Annotated in this window: 19 protein-coding genes and 1 pseudogene; 2 read left to right on the top strand and 18 right to left on the bottom strand. The window is 33.5% G+C overall.

Annotated features, from left to right (window positions below; all coding sequences use genetic code 11):
* Positions 1 to 65: 65 nt before the first annotated feature.
* From V1503_RS07305 to dnaN, 12 genes and pseudogenes are all read right to left on the bottom strand, one after another.
* The gene (locus V1503_RS07305; RefSeq protein WP_410625939.1) at positions 66 to 1,064 is read right to left on the bottom strand and encodes a hypothetical protein; all 999 of its coding nucleotides are present in this window, start codon (positions 1,062 to 1,064) and stop codon (positions 66 to 68) included.
* A gap of 148 nt (positions 1,065 to 1,212) precedes the next feature.
* The gene (locus tag V1503_RS07310) at positions 1,213 to 1,431 is read right to left on the bottom strand and encodes a hypothetical protein (RefSeq protein WP_410625941.1); all 219 of its coding nucleotides are present in this window, start codon (positions 1,429 to 1,431) and stop codon (positions 1,213 to 1,215) included.
* Between the two features lie 24 nt (positions 1,432 to 1,455).
* Entirely contained in the window at positions 1,456 to 2,025 is a 570-nt protein-coding gene (locus V1503_RS07315; RefSeq protein ID WP_410625943.1) for a nucleotidyltransferase domain-containing protein, read from the bottom strand.
* Positions 2,015 to 2,578 (bottom strand): histidine phosphatase family protein, encoded by a 564-nt coding sequence (locus V1503_RS07320; RefSeq protein ID WP_410625945.1) that lies wholly within the window; start codon positions 2,576 to 2,578, stop codon positions 2,015 to 2,017. Before V1503_RS07320 ends, V1503_RS07315 begins: the two co-directional genes overlap by 11 nt.
* Before the next feature lie 188 nt (positions 2,579 to 2,766).
* Positions 2,767 to 3,123 (bottom strand): nuclear transport factor 2 family protein, encoded by a 357-nt coding sequence (locus V1503_RS07325; protein ID WP_214480642.1) that lies wholly within the window; start codon positions 3,121 to 3,123, stop codon positions 2,767 to 2,769.
* A 48-nt stretch (positions 3,124 to 3,171) separates the two neighbouring features.
* A pseudogene (locus V1503_RS07330) lies at positions 3,172 to 3,408 on the bottom strand (SAM-dependent methyltransferase); the annotation flags it as partial.
* Positions 3,409 to 3,475: 67 nt separating this feature from the next.
* Positions 3,476 to 3,856 (bottom strand): DUF6463 family protein, encoded by a 381-nt coding sequence (locus V1503_RS07335; protein ID WP_214480644.1) that lies wholly within the window; start codon positions 3,854 to 3,856, stop codon positions 3,476 to 3,478.
* A 19-nt stretch (positions 3,857 to 3,875) separates the two neighbouring features.
* The gene (locus V1503_RS07340) at positions 3,876 to 4,727 is read right to left on the bottom strand and encodes an AraC family transcriptional regulator (protein WP_410625948.1); all 852 of its coding nucleotides are present in this window, start codon (positions 4,725 to 4,727) and stop codon (positions 3,876 to 3,878) included.
* Between the two features lie 578 nt (positions 4,728 to 5,305).
* Positions 5,306 to 6,163 (bottom strand): phosphotransferase enzyme family protein, encoded by an 858-nt coding sequence (locus tag V1503_RS07345; RefSeq protein WP_410625950.1) that lies wholly within the window; start codon positions 6,161 to 6,163, stop codon positions 5,306 to 5,308.
* A gap of 261 nt (positions 6,164 to 6,424) precedes the next feature.
* A complete protein-coding gene (locus V1503_RS07350; protein WP_214480647.1) occupies positions 6,425 to 6,691 on the bottom strand; it encodes a CD3324 family protein in 267 nt (88 codons plus the stop codon).
* A 405-nt stretch (positions 6,692 to 7,096) separates the two neighbouring features.
* On the bottom strand, positions 7,097 to 7,534 hold the full coding sequence (locus V1503_RS07355; RefSeq protein WP_214480648.1) for a VOC family protein: 438 nt from the start codon (positions 7,532 to 7,534) through the stop codon (positions 7,097 to 7,099).
* Between the two features lie 288 nt (positions 7,535 to 7,822).
* On the bottom strand, positions 7,823 to 8,953 hold the full coding sequence (gene dnaN, locus V1503_RS07360) for a DNA polymerase III subunit beta (protein ID WP_410625953.1): 1,131 nt from the start codon (positions 8,951 to 8,953) through the stop codon (positions 7,823 to 7,825).
* A gap of 315 nt (positions 8,954 to 9,268) precedes the next feature.
* On the opposite strand from dnaN, the gene V1503_RS07365 reads away from it, so the two are divergent.
* Positions 9,269 to 10,489: an MFS transporter gene (locus V1503_RS07365; RefSeq protein ID WP_410625955.1), complete on the top strand. Its 1,221-nt coding sequence runs from the start codon at positions 9,269 to 9,271 to the stop codon at positions 10,487 to 10,489.
* 334 nt (positions 10,490 to 10,823) lie between these two features.
* On the opposite strand, the gene V1503_RS07370 is transcribed toward V1503_RS07365, so the two are convergent.
* Positions 10,824 to 11,750 (bottom strand): DMT family transporter, encoded by a 927-nt coding sequence (locus V1503_RS07370; RefSeq protein WP_410625957.1) that lies wholly within the window; start codon positions 11,748 to 11,750, stop codon positions 10,824 to 10,826.
* Positions 11,751 to 11,851: 101 nt separating this feature from the next.
* On the opposite strand from V1503_RS07370, the gene pdxR reads away from it, so the two are divergent.
* Positions 11,852 to 13,327 carry a MocR-like pyridoxine biosynthesis transcription factor PdxR gene (gene pdxR, locus V1503_RS07375; RefSeq protein WP_320258361.1) on the top strand — a complete coding sequence of 492 codons (1,476 nt, stop codon included), beginning with the start codon at positions 11,852 to 11,854 and terminating at the stop codon, positions 13,325 to 13,327.
* Between the two features lie 94 nt (positions 13,328 to 13,421).
* Here pdxR and V1503_RS07380 read toward each other — a convergent pair whose 3' ends face one another.
* The 5 genes from V1503_RS07380 to pdaA form a co-directional block, all read right to left on the bottom strand.
* Positions 13,422 to 14,171 (bottom strand): GNAT family N-acetyltransferase, encoded by a 750-nt coding sequence (locus V1503_RS07380; RefSeq protein ID WP_410625960.1) that lies wholly within the window; start codon positions 14,169 to 14,171, stop codon positions 13,422 to 13,424.
* 250 nt (positions 14,172 to 14,421) lie between these two features.
* Positions 14,422 to 15,456: a sensor histidine kinase gene (locus V1503_RS07385; RefSeq protein WP_320258363.1), complete on the bottom strand. Its 1,035-nt coding sequence runs from the start codon at positions 15,454 to 15,456 to the stop codon at positions 14,422 to 14,424.
* Positions 15,453 to 16,163: a response regulator transcription factor gene (locus V1503_RS07390; RefSeq protein ID WP_214480656.1), complete on the bottom strand. Its 711-nt coding sequence runs from the start codon at positions 16,161 to 16,163 to the stop codon at positions 15,453 to 15,455. The genes V1503_RS07385 and V1503_RS07390 overlap by 4 nt, the downstream gene beginning before the upstream one ends.
* Before the next feature lie 51 nt (positions 16,164 to 16,214).
* Complete coding sequence (locus V1503_RS07395; protein WP_410625963.1) at positions 16,215 to 16,841, bottom strand: DM13 domain-containing protein; 627 nt, start codon at positions 16,839 to 16,841, stop codon at positions 16,215 to 16,217.
* 132 nt (positions 16,842 to 16,973) lie between these two features.
* A complete protein-coding gene (gene pdaA / locus V1503_RS07400; protein ID WP_410629401.1) occupies positions 16,974 to 17,762 on the bottom strand; it encodes a delta-lactam-biosynthetic de-N-acetylase in 789 nt (262 codons plus the stop codon).
* Positions 17,763 to 18,050: the final 288 nt, after the last annotated feature.

The raw sequence follows: 18,050 nt of genomic DNA on the forward strand, positions 1-18,050 counted from the left end.
CCAATTAAGCTTTACATATTAATTGCAAAATATCTAAAATTAAAATTATATAATATAATCTTTTGCTATTTCTGTGGAGCTATAAGCATTTCTTCTTTACTTATGCCGTCTTCAAAAGGACCAACACTACCAGAACCACCTGTGTAATATTCAACCTTATCTTCATTCAAAAAGGTAAAGTACGGTCTTACATGAACGATTGTTTTATTAATATTTGTCCGTATCTCATCTGTAATAGGAAAATAAACGAGCAAGTTATTAGACATAATGGTTAACGGTAAGGACAACGGTTCTCCATCAAATTGATCAAGATCATATCGATCCCAATTTTCATCAAGTGAATATAACACATGATTACTATAATATTCATTCGTCATCCCCGGAAGCCAAAATAAAATATCCTTGAGTGTGGAACCTTTTGGCCCTTGTAATTTGACTATATATCCCTTAGTTATATTAGACCCTGTATCTTGATGCACCTTGATACCCTCCACATGCCAAGCACTTGGTCTATAATCTGTCATCGTTTCTATAATCGGAAAAATCTTATAGCTCCCCTTCATAGGGAAAATCATTTGTTCTCCATTAAATGATAACCTCAACTCGTGTGGAAGATAAGAAGCTTGCATCGTACTAGACAAAGGTGTTCTTAATGTAAATCCTCTATCATCCAAAATTCGTTCTCCATTAATACTTAATTCTATCTCTCCACTTATTAATCTCTCAGTTAACAAATTATCTTTATTAACCTCTACCATTAAAGGGGTCTTTCCTCGTACCGATGCTATGATATCCCCGTACGAATTCAACAAAGTAATTTCATCTAAAATAGGTATATCCTCCCAAGGGGATGCTTTTTTCCACTGAACAGGTAAGGAAAACTCTAACCCCCATTCATGTTCACCCATTTCTACTCCAACGGAACCCACTTGTTTTTCTACATACAAGCCACTTGGTAATGATGATCGCATATTCCACCATAAAAGTGGTATGACTATTATTACTAACATTAGCAAAACAAAGGTTGATAGGAGCCATTTTTTCGTGAAAGGCTGCAGTTTCATTTAATCTTCCCCTTTCATTTGATAAACAAAGGGCTTCATACACCAAGCATATCCTCATTCAGCTACAAAGTTTGTATAAAATGTATGACAATAGAACAGCTTTAAGAATAAGAGATCTAAAAGTAAATAAATACCAAAATGTTACTTTCTACCTCTTAACATAGAGGCTACTCAACACGGCTATTAATATCGATATAAGTAATTTGTACATGAAGCCATAAACTAAGCCTTCTCGTATGTATGTAATGATTTTTGTTATTGTAGAGGCTTCTGGCACCCAATCAATTACATAACCAAAACCTAATATATGCGGTACACTTAAAATAACATAAGATAGAATAATTGCCACAACAAATCTTTTCATCAAACCATACTTACTCCCTTCCAAGTCTTAAAGAAATTCCAGCCATGTATGTTCCGGACTATGAATTTGAATTGCATGACGAAGCCATTCTTTTTGATTTTCATTAAGGTTTGGTAAAGTTGCAAAAAAATCTTGATGATCTTTCTCTCTCGTATTTTTCACTTTATATAGAAGCACAATCTGAGGATTTAGGAAAGGAATACGTGAAGCAGAATAGCTCCAAATACTCTCGACTGGATGTGTAATTAGCGCATCTCTTCTAAATAGCCATTTGTCATTATCAGCCTCATTCAAAAGAATCTCTAATTGCTGCTGGTCATTGTATTTATGTTCAGCATGAATTTCGTGTATTGGTAGCTGCAAAAATTCTTTTTCCCATCTGTATAATGTACCGTTGCTAACTTTGTTAAATTCCCAGTCTTGGAAATAATCTTTTAAGTGAAGTTGGTCCTTTCGAAAGATGGCTATTTCTAAGTCATGATGGGGTCTTGTTTGTTTTCCAATAAATAAATCTATTGCCCACCCACCAGCAATAAACCATGGTTTATTGTACGAGGACATTAATACGTTAACCCTATTACATTGCTCAAATTTCATTAATCTCACCTTCTTGCCATACCCTCTCTACACTAGTTGCCCTATCTTTACTAGTTAATAAATATACATCAGGGTTACTCAAACTCTTCCATTCGTCAAAACCAAAATGATGATTATACTTTTTCAGCAATAATGACATGATATTTCCGTGAGTAACGATGATAGTACTTTCAAAATGACTATTAAAGATTTCATTTACAACACATGAAATACGATTCATCGCTTCTCGACTCGATTCTCCCCCTTTATATTTTGCATCTAAATCATCATAAGTTCGTTTTAATTTCTCAAGCCAATCAACTAAATTTTCTTCACTTAATATTCTTTCTGTTAGCCGTTGGTCGACTTCAACTGTTACGTTTTTATGCACACTTAACGGTTCTATTGATTGAATCGCTCGAATAAATGAGCTTGATATGATTCTATCTATTTTCTTGTCAGAAAAAAAATCTGACAAAAGTCTCGCTTGTTCAAATCCTTTGTTAGTTAATTGTGCTTCTGAAGGCTGCCCTTGTGCTTCACAATGTCTAACAATATATATTTTTTTGACCATCCTACTGCTTCCTTTCTATATCATCATTAAGGATCACTAAGCTTCGATTATTATTCGATAGTAACTTTATTCTAGAATATGGCCCAAAATCTGGACGCTTATTTTTTTGCGCCAGCCTTTTAAACCTCATTTTCAAAATAAATATATAGAAATTAACTACGCAAGCTTCATTGACATATTATGAATTATCAATTCGTCTTTGTTCCTTGATGAAAAAACATCTGCCAGCTACCATTACTATATTTCCAGATTGAACTACGCAACGTATGTTGTTTGCTTTCTTCGTTATATATTCGGTAAGTTGTTAACACTACATCCTGAGACAATGGATGTATATCAAAGTCACTCAACGTCATCTTAACTGCCCCTATCCCATCGTCACTAATATCCTCATTTTTATACAAGACTCTTCCTGAACTTCCAAATTCAAAAAAATTCTCAGATAGCAATTTTTTTAATTCATTTTTAGATGCACGAATTTCTGGCTTTAATAACTTCTCTTCAAGTACAAGTAATTGTTCTTTTAGTCTATTATCTCTTTCCATTTCATACCTCATTTATTTTTGCTTTTTCTATACAACGAGAATAAACATTTATATGGTACACTCAAAAACTTGAAACGAACTTCCTTTCCCATATCCATCTTTTATGTCATGAATAACAATATTTTGAAAGCCATTAGATATAAGTGTGTTTCTAAATTCTTCTAACTCATAGAGTCGCATTGAGAAATCCATTATTTCTGTTTTTTCAATTTGCCCACCTTGGATTGATTGATATTTCAATTTAATACTCAGCAGTTTATTTCCCTCGTCATAATAAACTTTTCGATTATTTGAACTTTTAATCACCTTTATGCAATTAATTCCCTAGATCGTTTTTTAGAATGGTAGACTGCTAGTTTCTTGGATTGTAAGTAAATATTGTATCCGCATAAATTATAATTAGAGCTTGCGGAATAAATAGCCAAAAACCAGACACAGGAGATATGAATACTCCTAAAATCCCAATGATAAGAAAATACCAGCCAATGAAACGAGGTAATGGCTGTTGTCTTTCCTTCACATATAAATGCATAAATTGACCAATTATAACCCAAAATATCCCACATAATAAAAACCATACTGCAGCATTACGATCATATTGTGTCCCCACAGTATTGAAAATACCTTCTTTAACAATTTCCCCCAGCACTCCCCACCCTATAATTAGACCCACAATGGTGTGTAAGATTCCTGTTCCAATCAGCAATATTCCGCTCAGTTTCCAAAGTTTCATTATAATTCCCCCAATAATGTTAGTTTGTGCATATTTTAGATGCAGGAGGAGTTTTTGTATTGTAAAAATACGACATAAATTCTTTTGATAAGACTGAGAGTGGGCTTAGTCCAGAAAATTGTTTAAAAACATTAATGAAATGAGATTGATCGTAGTATCCACCTTCATATATGATGTCTAGATACTTTTGTTTTTCGTATAAGCAAATCTTTTGTGAAGTTTCAGCAAATGTAGAGAGTTTCCGATAAAATGTAGGACTTACCCCAACCAATTCGCGGAAGATTCTTTGCAGCTGCCTCTGGCTAACATTTATTTCATTACATAGGTTTTGAATCGTTGTAAAACTGCTAGAATAAGTTAATTTATCGATTACATATGCTTGGATTTTTTGATAATCAGTATTCTTGTGATAATGCTTTAATAACAATAATAAATACTTTTCTATAATTTCGACCTTCTGCTTTAACGTCGAAGAATCTTTAATTTGATACTGTAATTCGTCTCCTAAGTTACCCCAAATTTCTGTAATACCCCTTAAATCATTTGTGAAATTTGCCATATTTTCATTACAAAAATGATGAAATGATCCTGGTAGAAAACGAACAGCTATCATACCTATTTTTCCTGTTGCATGTAAATCTATATAACTTTTTTGTATGCCAACTACATGGGCATCAGAAAGCTTAGATGGAATTTTTTTATGGTTAATAAATATAATAGGGGACTGATAGTGGAAGACCATCTCGATATTTATACTAGGTAAAACTCTAGGTAACTTGATTTGTTGATTGTCATTGCTAGATTCCCATATCCAATAACAATCTATAAATTCTCTCAAGTGTTTTGAAGGAGGTATGTATAAAATATCCAATACCCTCACCCTTTCATTTATGAGTTTACACTTATAATCGAATACTTTTTTTGCTATAGAAAGTTTTACCACATCACGTTTACTCTCTCCACATTATTTTTTTATTATAGTTTTATATTTAACTAAACCTTCTTGTCTTTAAAGTACTTTTTAGCTAAATATATCGTGATTTCTACCACACCATACATATATTAGGTAGTAGTGAGCTTTTAAAATTAACTTACAAAAAAAGAATTACATTGATTAATTTACCAACCTAAATAAATTATACCGAAAGGGTTTAATAGTAGTAAATATTTAACTTATAGACAAAGGTTCTCCAGCAAAATATTCCTAAAACGAAAGAAGATTATCTTTATTTCAGATTGTCACCTTAGAGTGAATGCTAATACTACTAGGCTGTTTTAGCATAGATTGAGGTTTTTTGTACACAACTAGATTTCGTAGCAACTTTTCTTCTATAAAATGATGGGTGTTGTGTAATACAACACCTTTATCTTCTAATTTAAGAACTATTGCAATAAAGTTTACGAAGTTAGCGTACTATTATCTCTATTAACATTTGATCAGCATTACACCTATAATAAGAACTTTTCTCCTTGTAAGAATTTAACACAGTTTTTTATTAAGAATGGGATAATATTGGCAAACTCTTTATGTTCTTTTGGATTTTTAGCAAGAAATGCTAAATTCTTTATTATTACCCATAAGAAAAATGCCTCCAATACTTGAATGTAGTCATCTTGAAGATTTCTTCCTTTTTGATAATAAGAAATAAAATTTTTTCTCCCTTGTGGATTGAGATGCAGAAAAGTTATTGCTATATCATATAAATAAAAACCAAAACCACATGATGAAAAATCAATTGGGGCAGATTGACCTTGATAAAGCACATAATTACTCTCATGAAGATCCGCATGAATTAGACCCCATGTATCTTTAGTTTTGTCCTGCGCTTTAATTATTAAGGATATTTTTTTAGTAGCTTTTTCAATTATTTCAAAATCGTTAGATGTCATTTTCCTGATTGACATCATTTTTTTTAATTGTTGAAGTGAATATATAAGATCTTCAGTTTCATAGATAGGTCTTTCAAATCCATCCGGTATGTTCCAATTAATCGAATGTTCATGTAGGGTAACCATCAATTGTGCTAGATTTTCTATTTCACTTTCAGAGGGTTGACCTTTTAATATTTCACCTACAATATAAACTTGAAGTGTCCAATAAAAACTTGTGCCTGTGACTTTATCAAACACTAAAGTAGTTAATTCATCATATGTATTTTTTATCGTTCTTTGGACATTTAAATTTGTATCCTTTGCTATCGCTTTAAGCCATAGCAACTCTGATTCAATCATGTTAGCCGTTTTAATTCCTAAATGTTGTTTTAATACGTACTTATTATTATCATGTGCCTCAATTAAAAATGTCATATTATCATTCCACCCCAAGCTCGATATTTTTCGAACATTTAGTTTGAAATGATCATTCAACAATTGCTCAACTTGTTTGATATTATACATCTACTCACCTCTTTATCCTTAATCGTTATGATTACATCAATTAAACTTTTTGCTATCATTACTTTAATTCTATATCATCGTTATAAATATAGAAAAAATAACCTAACACTAAACTCACCATAACAAAAGCACTGATCAAATATATATTAATGATGACCAGTGCTTTAATTACTATTTTTTTGAATATACGATTTTTTTTATTGTTTCTGTTGAAAGAAAATACTCGTCTGCTAATTGATCAATGGATCTTCCATTGTTAAATCCATTTTTAATTAAGGTGTTCCTATAGTCAATTTTCTTTCTGCCGCCAGAGTTTACTCCCCATTTTTGATAATCCTTTTTCGGTTTAGGAACATATATGATTTCCCCTGGTACATACTTTTGAAGTTCTACAAGTAATTCTTTAGGTAATTTTTCTGTAATTGTCTGTTTACTCATTTCTGCAGCCCCTTATTTAGTAAATATGATAAGGTGCAAAACCAAATGTGTCAGAAATGAACTCCTATGATTATGGTGATTTGTCACATCACCTTATGCAAAGTTTCACCTTTCAGACACTGGGCTTTGCATAAGGTACTGGAAAACTTTATGAACGTAAAAGCATTTTTCATTCTTACACTCCTTTCTAATTTAAACGGCTTTAGCTAACCTACTTTGACATGCCACAAAATAAAAACATTATGAATACTAGCCATTCTGAACAATTATAGCAAGGTGCTATTCCTACTATAAGGTAAGCCAAAGATTGCTGATTGATCTATTTCAAAAAAAGACTTATAGATAAGTTACTATATAGATATAAAGTTTTCTCATGAGTATGAGCTAGGAAGTATGATCTTATGGCTAAATTTTGCGCATTGAACCTAAAACGATATTGTATCCATCCGGGTCTTGGATACAAGTATTTTTAAACTCCCACTCGCCGTGTGTGCCAGTAAACGGCTCAACCGCAATATTTCCACCATTTCCTCGAGCTTCTTTCACTAGACTGTCCAAATCATCCCAACTAAAATGAATAAACGTATCCCATCCGAATTCAGGGCCTTGCCAATCAGTTGGATAATCTGAACGCTTTTTTGATGCAGCGTTAGGTCTCACATCCTCAGGAAATTCCGATTGTTGGAGAATAATAGTCATGCCGTCTCTTTTTGCGTGTCCCCAGTCATCAATTTCACACCCTAGGACATCACGGTAATATTCCTGCGATTTTGTTAAGTTAGAGACTAAACGTACTTGAATGGTTTGTCCTAATTTCCCACGCTTTAGTTGGTTTACTTCCATCCCTAACCACTCCTGTTCACGAATTTATAAACTAGTTAAGTAAAATAAGGTTTCTATAATCTTTAACAGGTTCCTCCTTTGTTTTAAAAATAATCGTTCGACAAACATATAACTAGCCTCTCCCGATACTACAAATCGGGACTTCCGATAAATAACGATATAGAAACTATAATGCTAGACTTAGTCATTTGCTATCACCACACTGAAAACTTCAACAATAAAATTTGCTTCTATAAATCTTGTCAATCAAATGTAGCATTATATGTAATTATAAGTTGCTGAAATATATTAGTACGTTCTCACTGGTGATATTAGGTGTAGGTGTGATATATTGCTCAGCGGTTGGATAAGAATTGGTTTCATCGAACCCCCAAAGCTGATGCTTATATCCTCTTCATTTATAACTCTTAAAGCATCCATTAAAAAGCTGCCATCGAGTGAAATGCTTAGCTCCGATTCTCCGCTTAAAGTCTTTACACTTTGGATTTCTTCTATTTGGCCTATTTGTGATGAATTTGATGAAATTTTCAATTTTGACTTATCTACAATTTCGATGTGTATATTATTGTTTGTCCATTCATTAGCAAACAAGCTAGCTCTATCTATCCCATTTAGCAGCTGCTTCGTGTTCACAGTTATAACTGTTTTTGCATCTTTTGGTATTAACTCGTGAATGCTCGGATAATTACCTTCAATTAATCTAGAAAAAATGGAACTATTGTTCATGCTAAATGCTATATGATTCTCTGTTGCATGAATTTCTATTATGTCAGATTCATGATCTATTAACTTGGTCAATTCATTTAAGCAAGAACTAGGGACAATGAATGATTTATGGATGTTTGATTCAATCATGTGCTCTCTAAGAGCTAGTCTATGAGAATTTGTCGCTGCAACAGTTAACCTACCTTGTTGAAATAACATAAGCACACCTGTTAATATCGGTCTCGATTCATTTTTGGATACTGCAAATGATGTTTGTTTAATGATGTCAATAAAATCTTTACCTGTTATTGTAACGACTTGACTCTCATCCATTTCTGGTATGCTAGGGTATTCATCTGCATTCATACCATTTAAGCTAGTGATTATGTCAGCTGATTGAATCGTCACAGTGTGATTATCGTTTGCTTTCACATGAATATGATCAGGTAACTTCTTAACTATTTCATGTAAGTATTTCGCTGAAATCACAATACTGCCTGTATGATAAATATCCACTATGCGTAAGCCATCAATTACAGCTGGAATAGTTTTTTCTATTACAATATTAGAATTACTCCCTATAAGAGTTAAACTGTCCTGATTTGCAATCACTTTAACTCCTGTAAGTATAGGAAGAGGTGTTTTGTATGATATAGCTCTACTTACTTCTTTCATCGCTTTTTTAAAATGTTCATTGTTTATTGTAAATTCCATTAGAAAGTCTCCTCTTATTTCAAGCTCTACATTAACAAATGCTTGATTTTCCAATCTAAAATAATTTAATAAAACACTAATTCCTCATTCTAAAGTAGTAATTAAAGATCCATCCTTTCCCCCATTTATTATTATGAGGATTTATTAAAATGAAATCAAAGCTTCTTTTCATAACTCTGTTGCTATATTTTCACTAACTTTATTTAAAATCCACAAAAACATATAACTCCTAAACGAAGAGATTACTTATATGGATTGAAAGACAACGAAATCGAAAACAATAGCCCTTTTACATTTGTCCAAGGAGTGAATACAATGCGATTCAGCCATCATTTTTATTTTTATATAAGTAGTGAAGCTACTAGATTATTTTCAAGAGTGTTTTATGTCATGACTATTACTACATTTATTTTTAAAACAAGTGGTTCTGCCACAATGGCCGCCATGTTTCCGTTAATCGATGTATTATCGACATTACTTGCTGGTTTTGTAGCTCCCTTAGTTATGGACAAAATCAGAGTAAAGACAATAATTTTCGTATCCAAAGGACTAAATACGATAATCTTACTTTTAATTCTTTTAACTTTTACAATGTTTTCTCATTCAATAATGACCTTATTGATTTTCGTTTTTATTAGATCGTTTATAGACGGGTTGATCAGTCCTGCAAACTCTGCCCTGCTTCCACGTATCGTATTGAAAAGCCAGTTAGTGAAAGCAAATGGCTTTTTATCCATTACAAATCAAACATTAACTGTTCTTGGGTATACTCTTGGGGGCTTTATCGTAGTAAAGATAGGTGTTGTGCATTCATTACAACTAACCTTATTCATATCTTTACTATCATTCTTCTTATTTTATTTCGTGAAAGACGAGAAGGAAATGATCACCAATCATGCAACAAAAAAATCAGCATTCAGTTCTATTAGTGAAGGGTACTTATCACTATGGAAAAATCCCGCTTTGCGAATCATTACAACGATGGATATATTAGAAGGAATCGCCAATGGTGTATGGATTGGAGCTAACATCCTAGTATACGTAATTGAATTTTTGAATAAAGATGAAGCTTGGTGGGGGTACATTAGCGGTAGCTACTATATAGGTACAATTCTAGGTGGGTTATTCGTTGTTTCATTTTCAAAGTGGGTTAGTCACCGCCTGATCGCTAGCATGATTATTGGATCATTCGTAGTTAGCATTTTCACATTAATTTTCGGATTAACAACTAACCCGTTTGTACCAATATTGTTAAGTATTATTAATGGCCCTGCATATCAATTACGTGATATTTCTCAACAAACTCTCTTTCAGCAAAACGTCGAAGACAAACATTTACCAAAGGTTTTTGCAGCAAAAGGACTATTAACATCTGCTACACTAGGAATTTCTATAGGTATCATGGGTGTAATCTCAGATACATTCGGTGTACAGTATACTTTTTTCATAGCAGCGAGCTTATATGGTATTTCAGCTGTCCTTGCTTTGTTTATTTGGAGGAAGAACAAACAACAATTGAAAGCGGAGTTAACTTAAGGTTTTTTTTCGTAACGCTATTTTCGCATTAATTGTTGCTTTTCGTAATTAGAGCTAAATACGATTATAACTAACGTTCGTGGCATCTTTTCTTCGGTACAACAAAAACTAACATATAAAACCACTTTTTATGTTAATATGCAACAAAGTTTACGAAAAGAGCCTTTCGTAAACTTTATTGCAATCTTTACTGTATATGGATAGTAAGAACAAGTATTATTAGAACCCACACGTTTAAGTAGAAAAGGTACTACGAAAGCTGGATGTATACATTCTTACTAGTAAAGTCATATATACAAAAACAGCCTAATATAAAGATTAACTCCCCTTCCGACTATATGTTTTTAGCTACTTTTTTAATTAAACTCCCTTTTTTATAATATTCTTTAAATGTTTCTTGATTAGTAAAAAATACTCCGACAAGCACCAAAATTGAACCAAAGATAGAAATCAAGTAAATTTCTTCACTTAAAAAGGTAATACCTAATATCATTGCAATAATAGGTGAAACGTATAACCATGTAGAAGGAAAAACTGGATTTGTCTTACCAACTAGCCAATAAAAAATTCCATGACCCAAAATTGAACCAAAGAAAATCAAATATATGAGTGATAGCTGTGCGGTCATATTGGAGAACGAGGCTAAATTTGGTCGTTCAATTATTAATGAGAGCAGAAAAAGCATGATACCTCCGAAAAGCATTTGAAAGCCATTTAATAAAAACGGGGAAAACTGTGAGCTTGATGACATTATTTTTTTTGACCTTATTGTCCCAACGCTGTAGAACAGCTGGCCTAGAATTACAACAATGGAACCAATAATCCAAATCGCATTCACATCACCATTCATTCCTGGCCATGCTATTAGCGTTACACCACATAAGCTTGCAATCAAACCAAGCACTTGTATAGGTGAAAATTTTGATTTATCCTCATATTTTTTTAGTAAAAAGACCATAATCGGTCCGAATGCAGACAATACAGCAGCTAAACCTGAAGGAATATGCTGTTCTGCCCAATAAAGTGTTGAAAATGTGCCAAATGTTAAGAAGAAACCTATGATGGCTAATTGCAATATCATACGTAAAGGCGGAAATGGAGCTTGTCGAATTTTATAGAACAGTATAACAATTACTCCAGCAATAAAAAACCTTAGTGATGCAGAAAAAAAAGGTGCAACTCCTGCATCAATACCTATCTTTATTGCAAAAAAGGTTGTTCCAAATATGATACATATAAATAAATAATTAAATAAAATCATATTACCCACTCCCCAATCGCTGTTTGTTTAGGTAATATTAAAATAAATATTCTATAACAGTAAAACACTTAATATAACAGTTTAAAGAAAGGATGATGACATTGAATATATCTCTTTCAAAAGATTCTGATCACTCATTACCTGAGCAAATATACCTATCATTATCAGATCGTATTAAAACAGGCTTAATGTCAGAAGGGGATAGATTACCATCTGTTCGAAAGCTTGCTGATCAACTACATGTTAGTTTAGTCACCGTTCAAAAAGCATATGAATTACTTGAAAAAAAGCAATTAATAGAAAGAAGACATGGTAAGGGGAGTTATGTAAAAAAACAACATGAGCAACAAGAAGAGATATCTCATCATAACTGGCAAAATATGATTGTTGATTATTTACCGAGGGCACAAACATGGAAGGAGATGAAATCATTTTCTAATCAACTTACATATAACTTATCACTCGCTAACTTGAGCGAAGAATTCTTGCCAGTAAAAGAATTAACTGCAGTTACTAAAAAAGTCATTACAGCTGAGCCAAATATTTTAACTACTTATGGCCCTGGACCTGGAGATAAAATTTTACGTGAAACGATATGTGAATACCTTTCTCATTATGGCTTATCATCAACCGCCGATCAAATCATCATCTCAACTGGCGTCCAGCAAGGGCTCGATTTAGTTGCTAAGACTTTTCTTAATGAAGGAGATGTCGTATTGGTCGAAGCACCAACATATATTGGCATTATTGATTTATTTAAATCCCGTGGCGTAACCATTAAAACGATACCTACCAATAAAGATGGAATCAATGTTAACGTGCTTTTACGTTTATGTGAGCAATTTTCACCAAAGCTCATATACACAAATCCCACTTTCCAAAACCCAATGGGGACAATACTTCCTCCAAAAAAGAGAAGGAGATTAATAGAAATTGCACAGGCTTTCAATGTAATCGTTATTGAAGACGATCCTTGGACAGAGCTAACTATAGAAGGTTCTGCAAAGCCTATCAAATCCATGGATGAGTATGGTCATGTGATTTATATGAGGGGATTTAGTAAAACAATATCTCCTGGTCTTAGGATAGGATGTATCGTAGCAAATGGGAAAATATTAAATAAGTTAAAGGCTGCCAAAAGTGTCTCAGACCTCGGCTCCCCATTATTAAATCAACGAATTCTTGCACGATTTATGCAAACATTTAACTTTGAAAAGCATTTTATGAAACAAAATTCTTTATTAAAATATCGACGGAACCTCCTCATTCAAGCACTAAAAAGCTTAAAGGTAGAAGGTGTTACATGGACGGTTCCTAAAGGTGGACCCGTCATGTGGATTACTTTTCCTACTCACATAAACACAGAACATCTATTATTACATGCACAGAAGCAAGAGCTATCGTTTCTACCTTCAGCGATGTGCTACCCAAACGATCCAGAATATCACCATTTAAGAATTAGTTATGGCAATTTAAATATTACTGCATTTGAGAAGGCATTAAGTATTTTTGTAAATGTAACAAACGACTTTATGGAATCATATAATCCACAGCTAGAAGATTCACCACTTTTCTAGTCTCATTTCGATAAAAACCAGGAACCTATTACAGTTTCCTGGTTTTTGCACCTCATAATATATAGTCATGATATTATCTGAGAACGTAAGTCATTTATCCAAAGGCGGGATTTAAAATTCCATACATATGGTCATTCTTTCCTGGTAAATCTGTAGCATCTAAAGTCATTTGTGGAGATAATAGTATGTTTTTAAAATCATACCTCTGTTCTAATTCATTAATAAAATCCGCTTGATTTGAAGGTACATCAATTTGTATTGGACATGCGTGATGTCCAAAAATGTTGGATATTAATAGCTTAGCTATGCTAGGGTCTTTAGCTATCAACGGACTAACCCTGATCGCATTTCCTACTTTCGTTGTCATGCTAAACCCTTTAAGCATTCGATCCTCTCCCCTTACAACGAAACCACTTTCCATATTATAAAAAAGCTGTTCATACATTGCACTGCGATTAAGTCCAAATGCTTCTATATCTAACTGAATCACATCTATTAAATCTTCTATATTCATCTGGTCAATTTTCTCAAGCTCTCCTTGTTTTAACGCTAAATAACTATTATCTAACTGTAATCTATGGATATTTCTTATTGCTTTAAAACCAAGAGATTTGTACAAAGGAAACCCTTCTGGAGAAGAGACAAGTGAGATTGATGAATCTAATTTATTAGCTTCTTCCATACATATTGTCATTAATTGTTTAGCTAATCCCTTACGACGATATCGCGGATGGACACAAACAATACCAATTGATGCAAGATTATTCTCATACTGAAAAATTCCTGCACAGGATATAAGTCTGTTGTTATCGTAATGACCATAGAAAGCTCCTACAGATAACATTAGCTCAAACTGTTGCCCAGTAAAGCTCTAAGCTACGCTCGTTGTTAGTACTAGTAGGTCATCTATATTATCTATTCTTTTAACCTTATACTCCAGTTTATTCACCTTTTTCTCCCTCCCACAATTTAGCAAAATAATATTATATTAGATTACTTTATTTTACCTATTTTTACAATAAGACGTTAAATTAAAGGAAGGGTATAACTTATAACAAAAAACGACAGGTCCAAGATCGCCTGTCGTTCACTATTTATTGCTGTTTCGGGAGTGTAAAATAAAATGTGCTTCCTTCACCTTGTTTACTTTGCACACCAATTTCTCCGCCATGTAAATCTATTATAGATTTAGATATTGCTAATCCTAATCCAGCACCGCCATGAGCTTTGTTACGTGATTTTTCAACTCGATAAAACCGTTCAAAAATATGTGGAAGCTCTGATTCGTGGATACCTTCTCCTTCGTCAGTAACACTGACCTTAACACAATCTACACTTTCCTTCACTTCAATTTCTAGCTGACTTCCTCTCGGAGCATACCGTATTGCATTTTGTAAAAAATTAATAAGCACTCGCTTTATTTTTTCAGGCATAATCATTAACGGCGAAAGCTTATCTGGTATTTGAACCGATATTTTCAAGCCGTGCTCTTCAATTTGAAAGTATTGATTTTGAAGTGTTTCAACAATTAAGCTATCTAAGTGATATCGGGTAGGTTCAAATGCCTCAGTACCTGCCTCAAGCTGAGAAAGTTGAAATAAATCATTAATCAGATGATCTAGTCTTTTCGTTTCAAGACGTATTGTTTTTAAATATTGATCAAACGTTTGTTTATCTTCAATAACGTCATCCTGCAGGGCTTCAACAAACGATTGAATTGAAGCCAATGGAGTACGTAAGTCATGTGAAATATTTGCAACAAGTTCTTTTCTCGATGCTTCAGCTTGCTTGATCTTTGTAAAGCTTTCCTCAAGCTTGCTGCTCATTTCATTAAAATGCTCTGCCAATTGCTGAAATTCTTTAGGTCCTATTGAGGAAACTTTACCTTCAAATTTACCCTCTGCTATTTTTTTTGATTCTAATCTAATAAGAGTTATCGCCTTTTCAATGGGTCTAATTAACAACCCATGAATAAAAAATGATAAAATACCAGCCGCGACGGTTACAATCGTTAAAAGCTCAATCGCCTCATTAGGGAGTAGCATTCGAACATAGCTTATCGTAAGGAATATTAATATGATAATAATACTTAGTGCATTAGCAATTAGTAGTTGCGTGCGCATCTTCATAACAATTCACGCCCAGTAAACTTATAACCTATCCCCCATACAGTTTGAAGAAAGACAGGTTCTGATGGATTTTGTTCTATTTTTTCACGAAGTCTTCTAATATGAACAGTGACTGTAGTTGTATCCCCAAAGAAATCAATGTCCCATATTTTATCTAATAGTTGGCTCCTTGAAAACACTTGATTTGGGTGGCTTGCAAGTAAAAACAACATGTCAAATTCTTTAACAGTTAATTCAATATTATTATTAAACGCTACCACCTTACGCATTTCAGAATCAATTTCTAAGCCATCAAATTTAAGCTTAGTCGTTGTCGATTTCTCAGTTGACTTCTTACTACCAACATGAATCCTACGAAAGATAGCTTTCACTCGCAATACGAGCTCACGGGGACTGAATGGCTTCGTCATATAATCGTCTGCCCCTAGCGTCAGTCCCATGAGCCGATCCATTTCTTCTCCTCTTGCAGTGAGCATAATGATGGGTACATCGTCCTCATTTCTTATTTCTTCACACACTTCCCAGCCATCTTTTTTTGGCATCATCACATCGAGGACAATCAAATCCGGTTTGTGGCTTCGCCAAAGTGTTATGCCTTCTTCTCCATTTGATGCTAATAAAACGTCATAACCTTCCCGTTCTAAGTAACGTTTTGAAACATCTGTTATGTTGGACTCATCATCAACAACTAAGATTTTCTGTGACATCCACTATCCACCTCTTACCTCTTTTCTCGTATTGTACCACGAGAGTGGATATTATTGCTTTTCAAGCATTGCGTAGCCAAAATCAACATCAAACGCACGACACCAAACGACTACTTTGTTATACTCACTTAAATCTACACCCTCAGGAATTTCATAGTTTTGATCACCTTGATTACCTTTTAATTTCCCTAAATCAATACCCTCACTCGTTGGCTGCCCTTCTTTAGTTAAATAAACTTTAAGATCGGGACCGTTCGTTACCGAGAATTGTTCAAACCGTATATACATTTTGCCATCTGCTGTGACAGTGAATGCATTACCGCTAATATTATGCTCATTATCAACTTCAACAAATGTTCCAGCGTAGGATTCGTTAGACATTTCTTTATCTTTGTTCATTGCTTCTTCAGATGCATCATCACTCATTTCTTCTTTTTCAGACATGCCTTCCTTATCTTCACCCTCCATTGTTTCTTCCATGTCATCTTTCATTGCTTCTTCATCAGAACCCATGTCTTCTTTATCATCCATCATTTCTCCATGTTCACCGGATGCGTTTGCAGAACCAGGTAACGGCTCATTCACTTGCTTGTCTATAAACAATGGTGACAATAACCACCACCCTATTAATACTGCTACGATGCCAATACCTGTAAAAAACAGACTTTTTTTATTCATAATTTCGTTCACCCTTTCTTTTTTTGTACACTACTATAATCGCGGATGAACCTTATCAAACAATAACAAAAATCTTACAAAAGTATTAAATGAAATTATGTCAAAAAAAGAAAGTATTCTACGTTTACTATCTTATCTTTCAAAAATGATTGGCTCTAATAACACTTTTTCCATAATGAGTGTATCTAAGCTTTTGAAAGAGTATCCTTGTTCACGAAGATCGTCTATCACCTTTTCAAGTGCCTCTGTATTATCTTTTGATACTGCATGTAAAAGGATGACTGCACCAGGATGAATTTGTTTCATGATGTTATCATACGCATACTTCCAGCCTTTCTGTTGATCAATATGCCAATCAATGAATGCCAATGACCAAAAAACATTATGATAACCTAGCTGTTCTGATATGGCTAATGTTCGTTCACTAAAGATTCCTCTAGGTGGACGTAAGAAACTCATACCTTTTTGAGCTGTTAACTCCTCGGTTTTTTTCTTGACTGACTCCAACTCCTGTTTTAAACGCTCATCACTAACAGTTGTAAAATCAGGGTGCTTCCATGAATGATTACCAATGATATGTCCTTCTTCTACCATCCGTTTGACTAAACTCGGTTGATCTTTAAGATAATGACCTGTCAAGAAAAAAGTAGCTTTCACATCTTTCTCTTTTAAAACGTCTAATATTTTGGCAGTATATTGGTTATTTTCATACCCGTTATCAAACGTTAAATATATATCTTTTTTTGATGTATCCCCTATATAAAAGCTATTATATTTTTCAAGTAATTGGTCAAGTTCCTCACCAGCTGAAGGTGGTTCATTATTCGTACTTCTTTTAAACCCCCAATGAATTGGCTCGTTAGATTCACTCGCTTCTGTTGCATATGAAAAAGTAATTGCTAATAATAGCGATAGAAAAATTGCTTGTATGAATCGAATCTTCAATCGACACCCTCCTAATAATGTAAGTTCAACATATTTTTATTAGTTTTTTACGTTAGTTGAAATTCATACTAGGTAGAGTTTTCCGATGTCTATTTTATAAAGCTGTTTTCGTATAGATTGTTTTTCGCACAAAAATGAACAAATCGTTTTTTCCGTTAATCAATATCAAAACCTTGGGATTGATTAACATACACTTAAACAAGGCTAGTGCAAAATTACACTAGTCTTGTTTTTTTCACAAATGTGCTCTTTTGACTGATAAAT

The organism is Nanhaiella sioensis (genome assembly GCF_046557775.1).
Lineage (GTDB): Bacteria > Bacillota > Bacilli > Bacillales > SM2101 > Nanhaiella > Nanhaiella sioensis.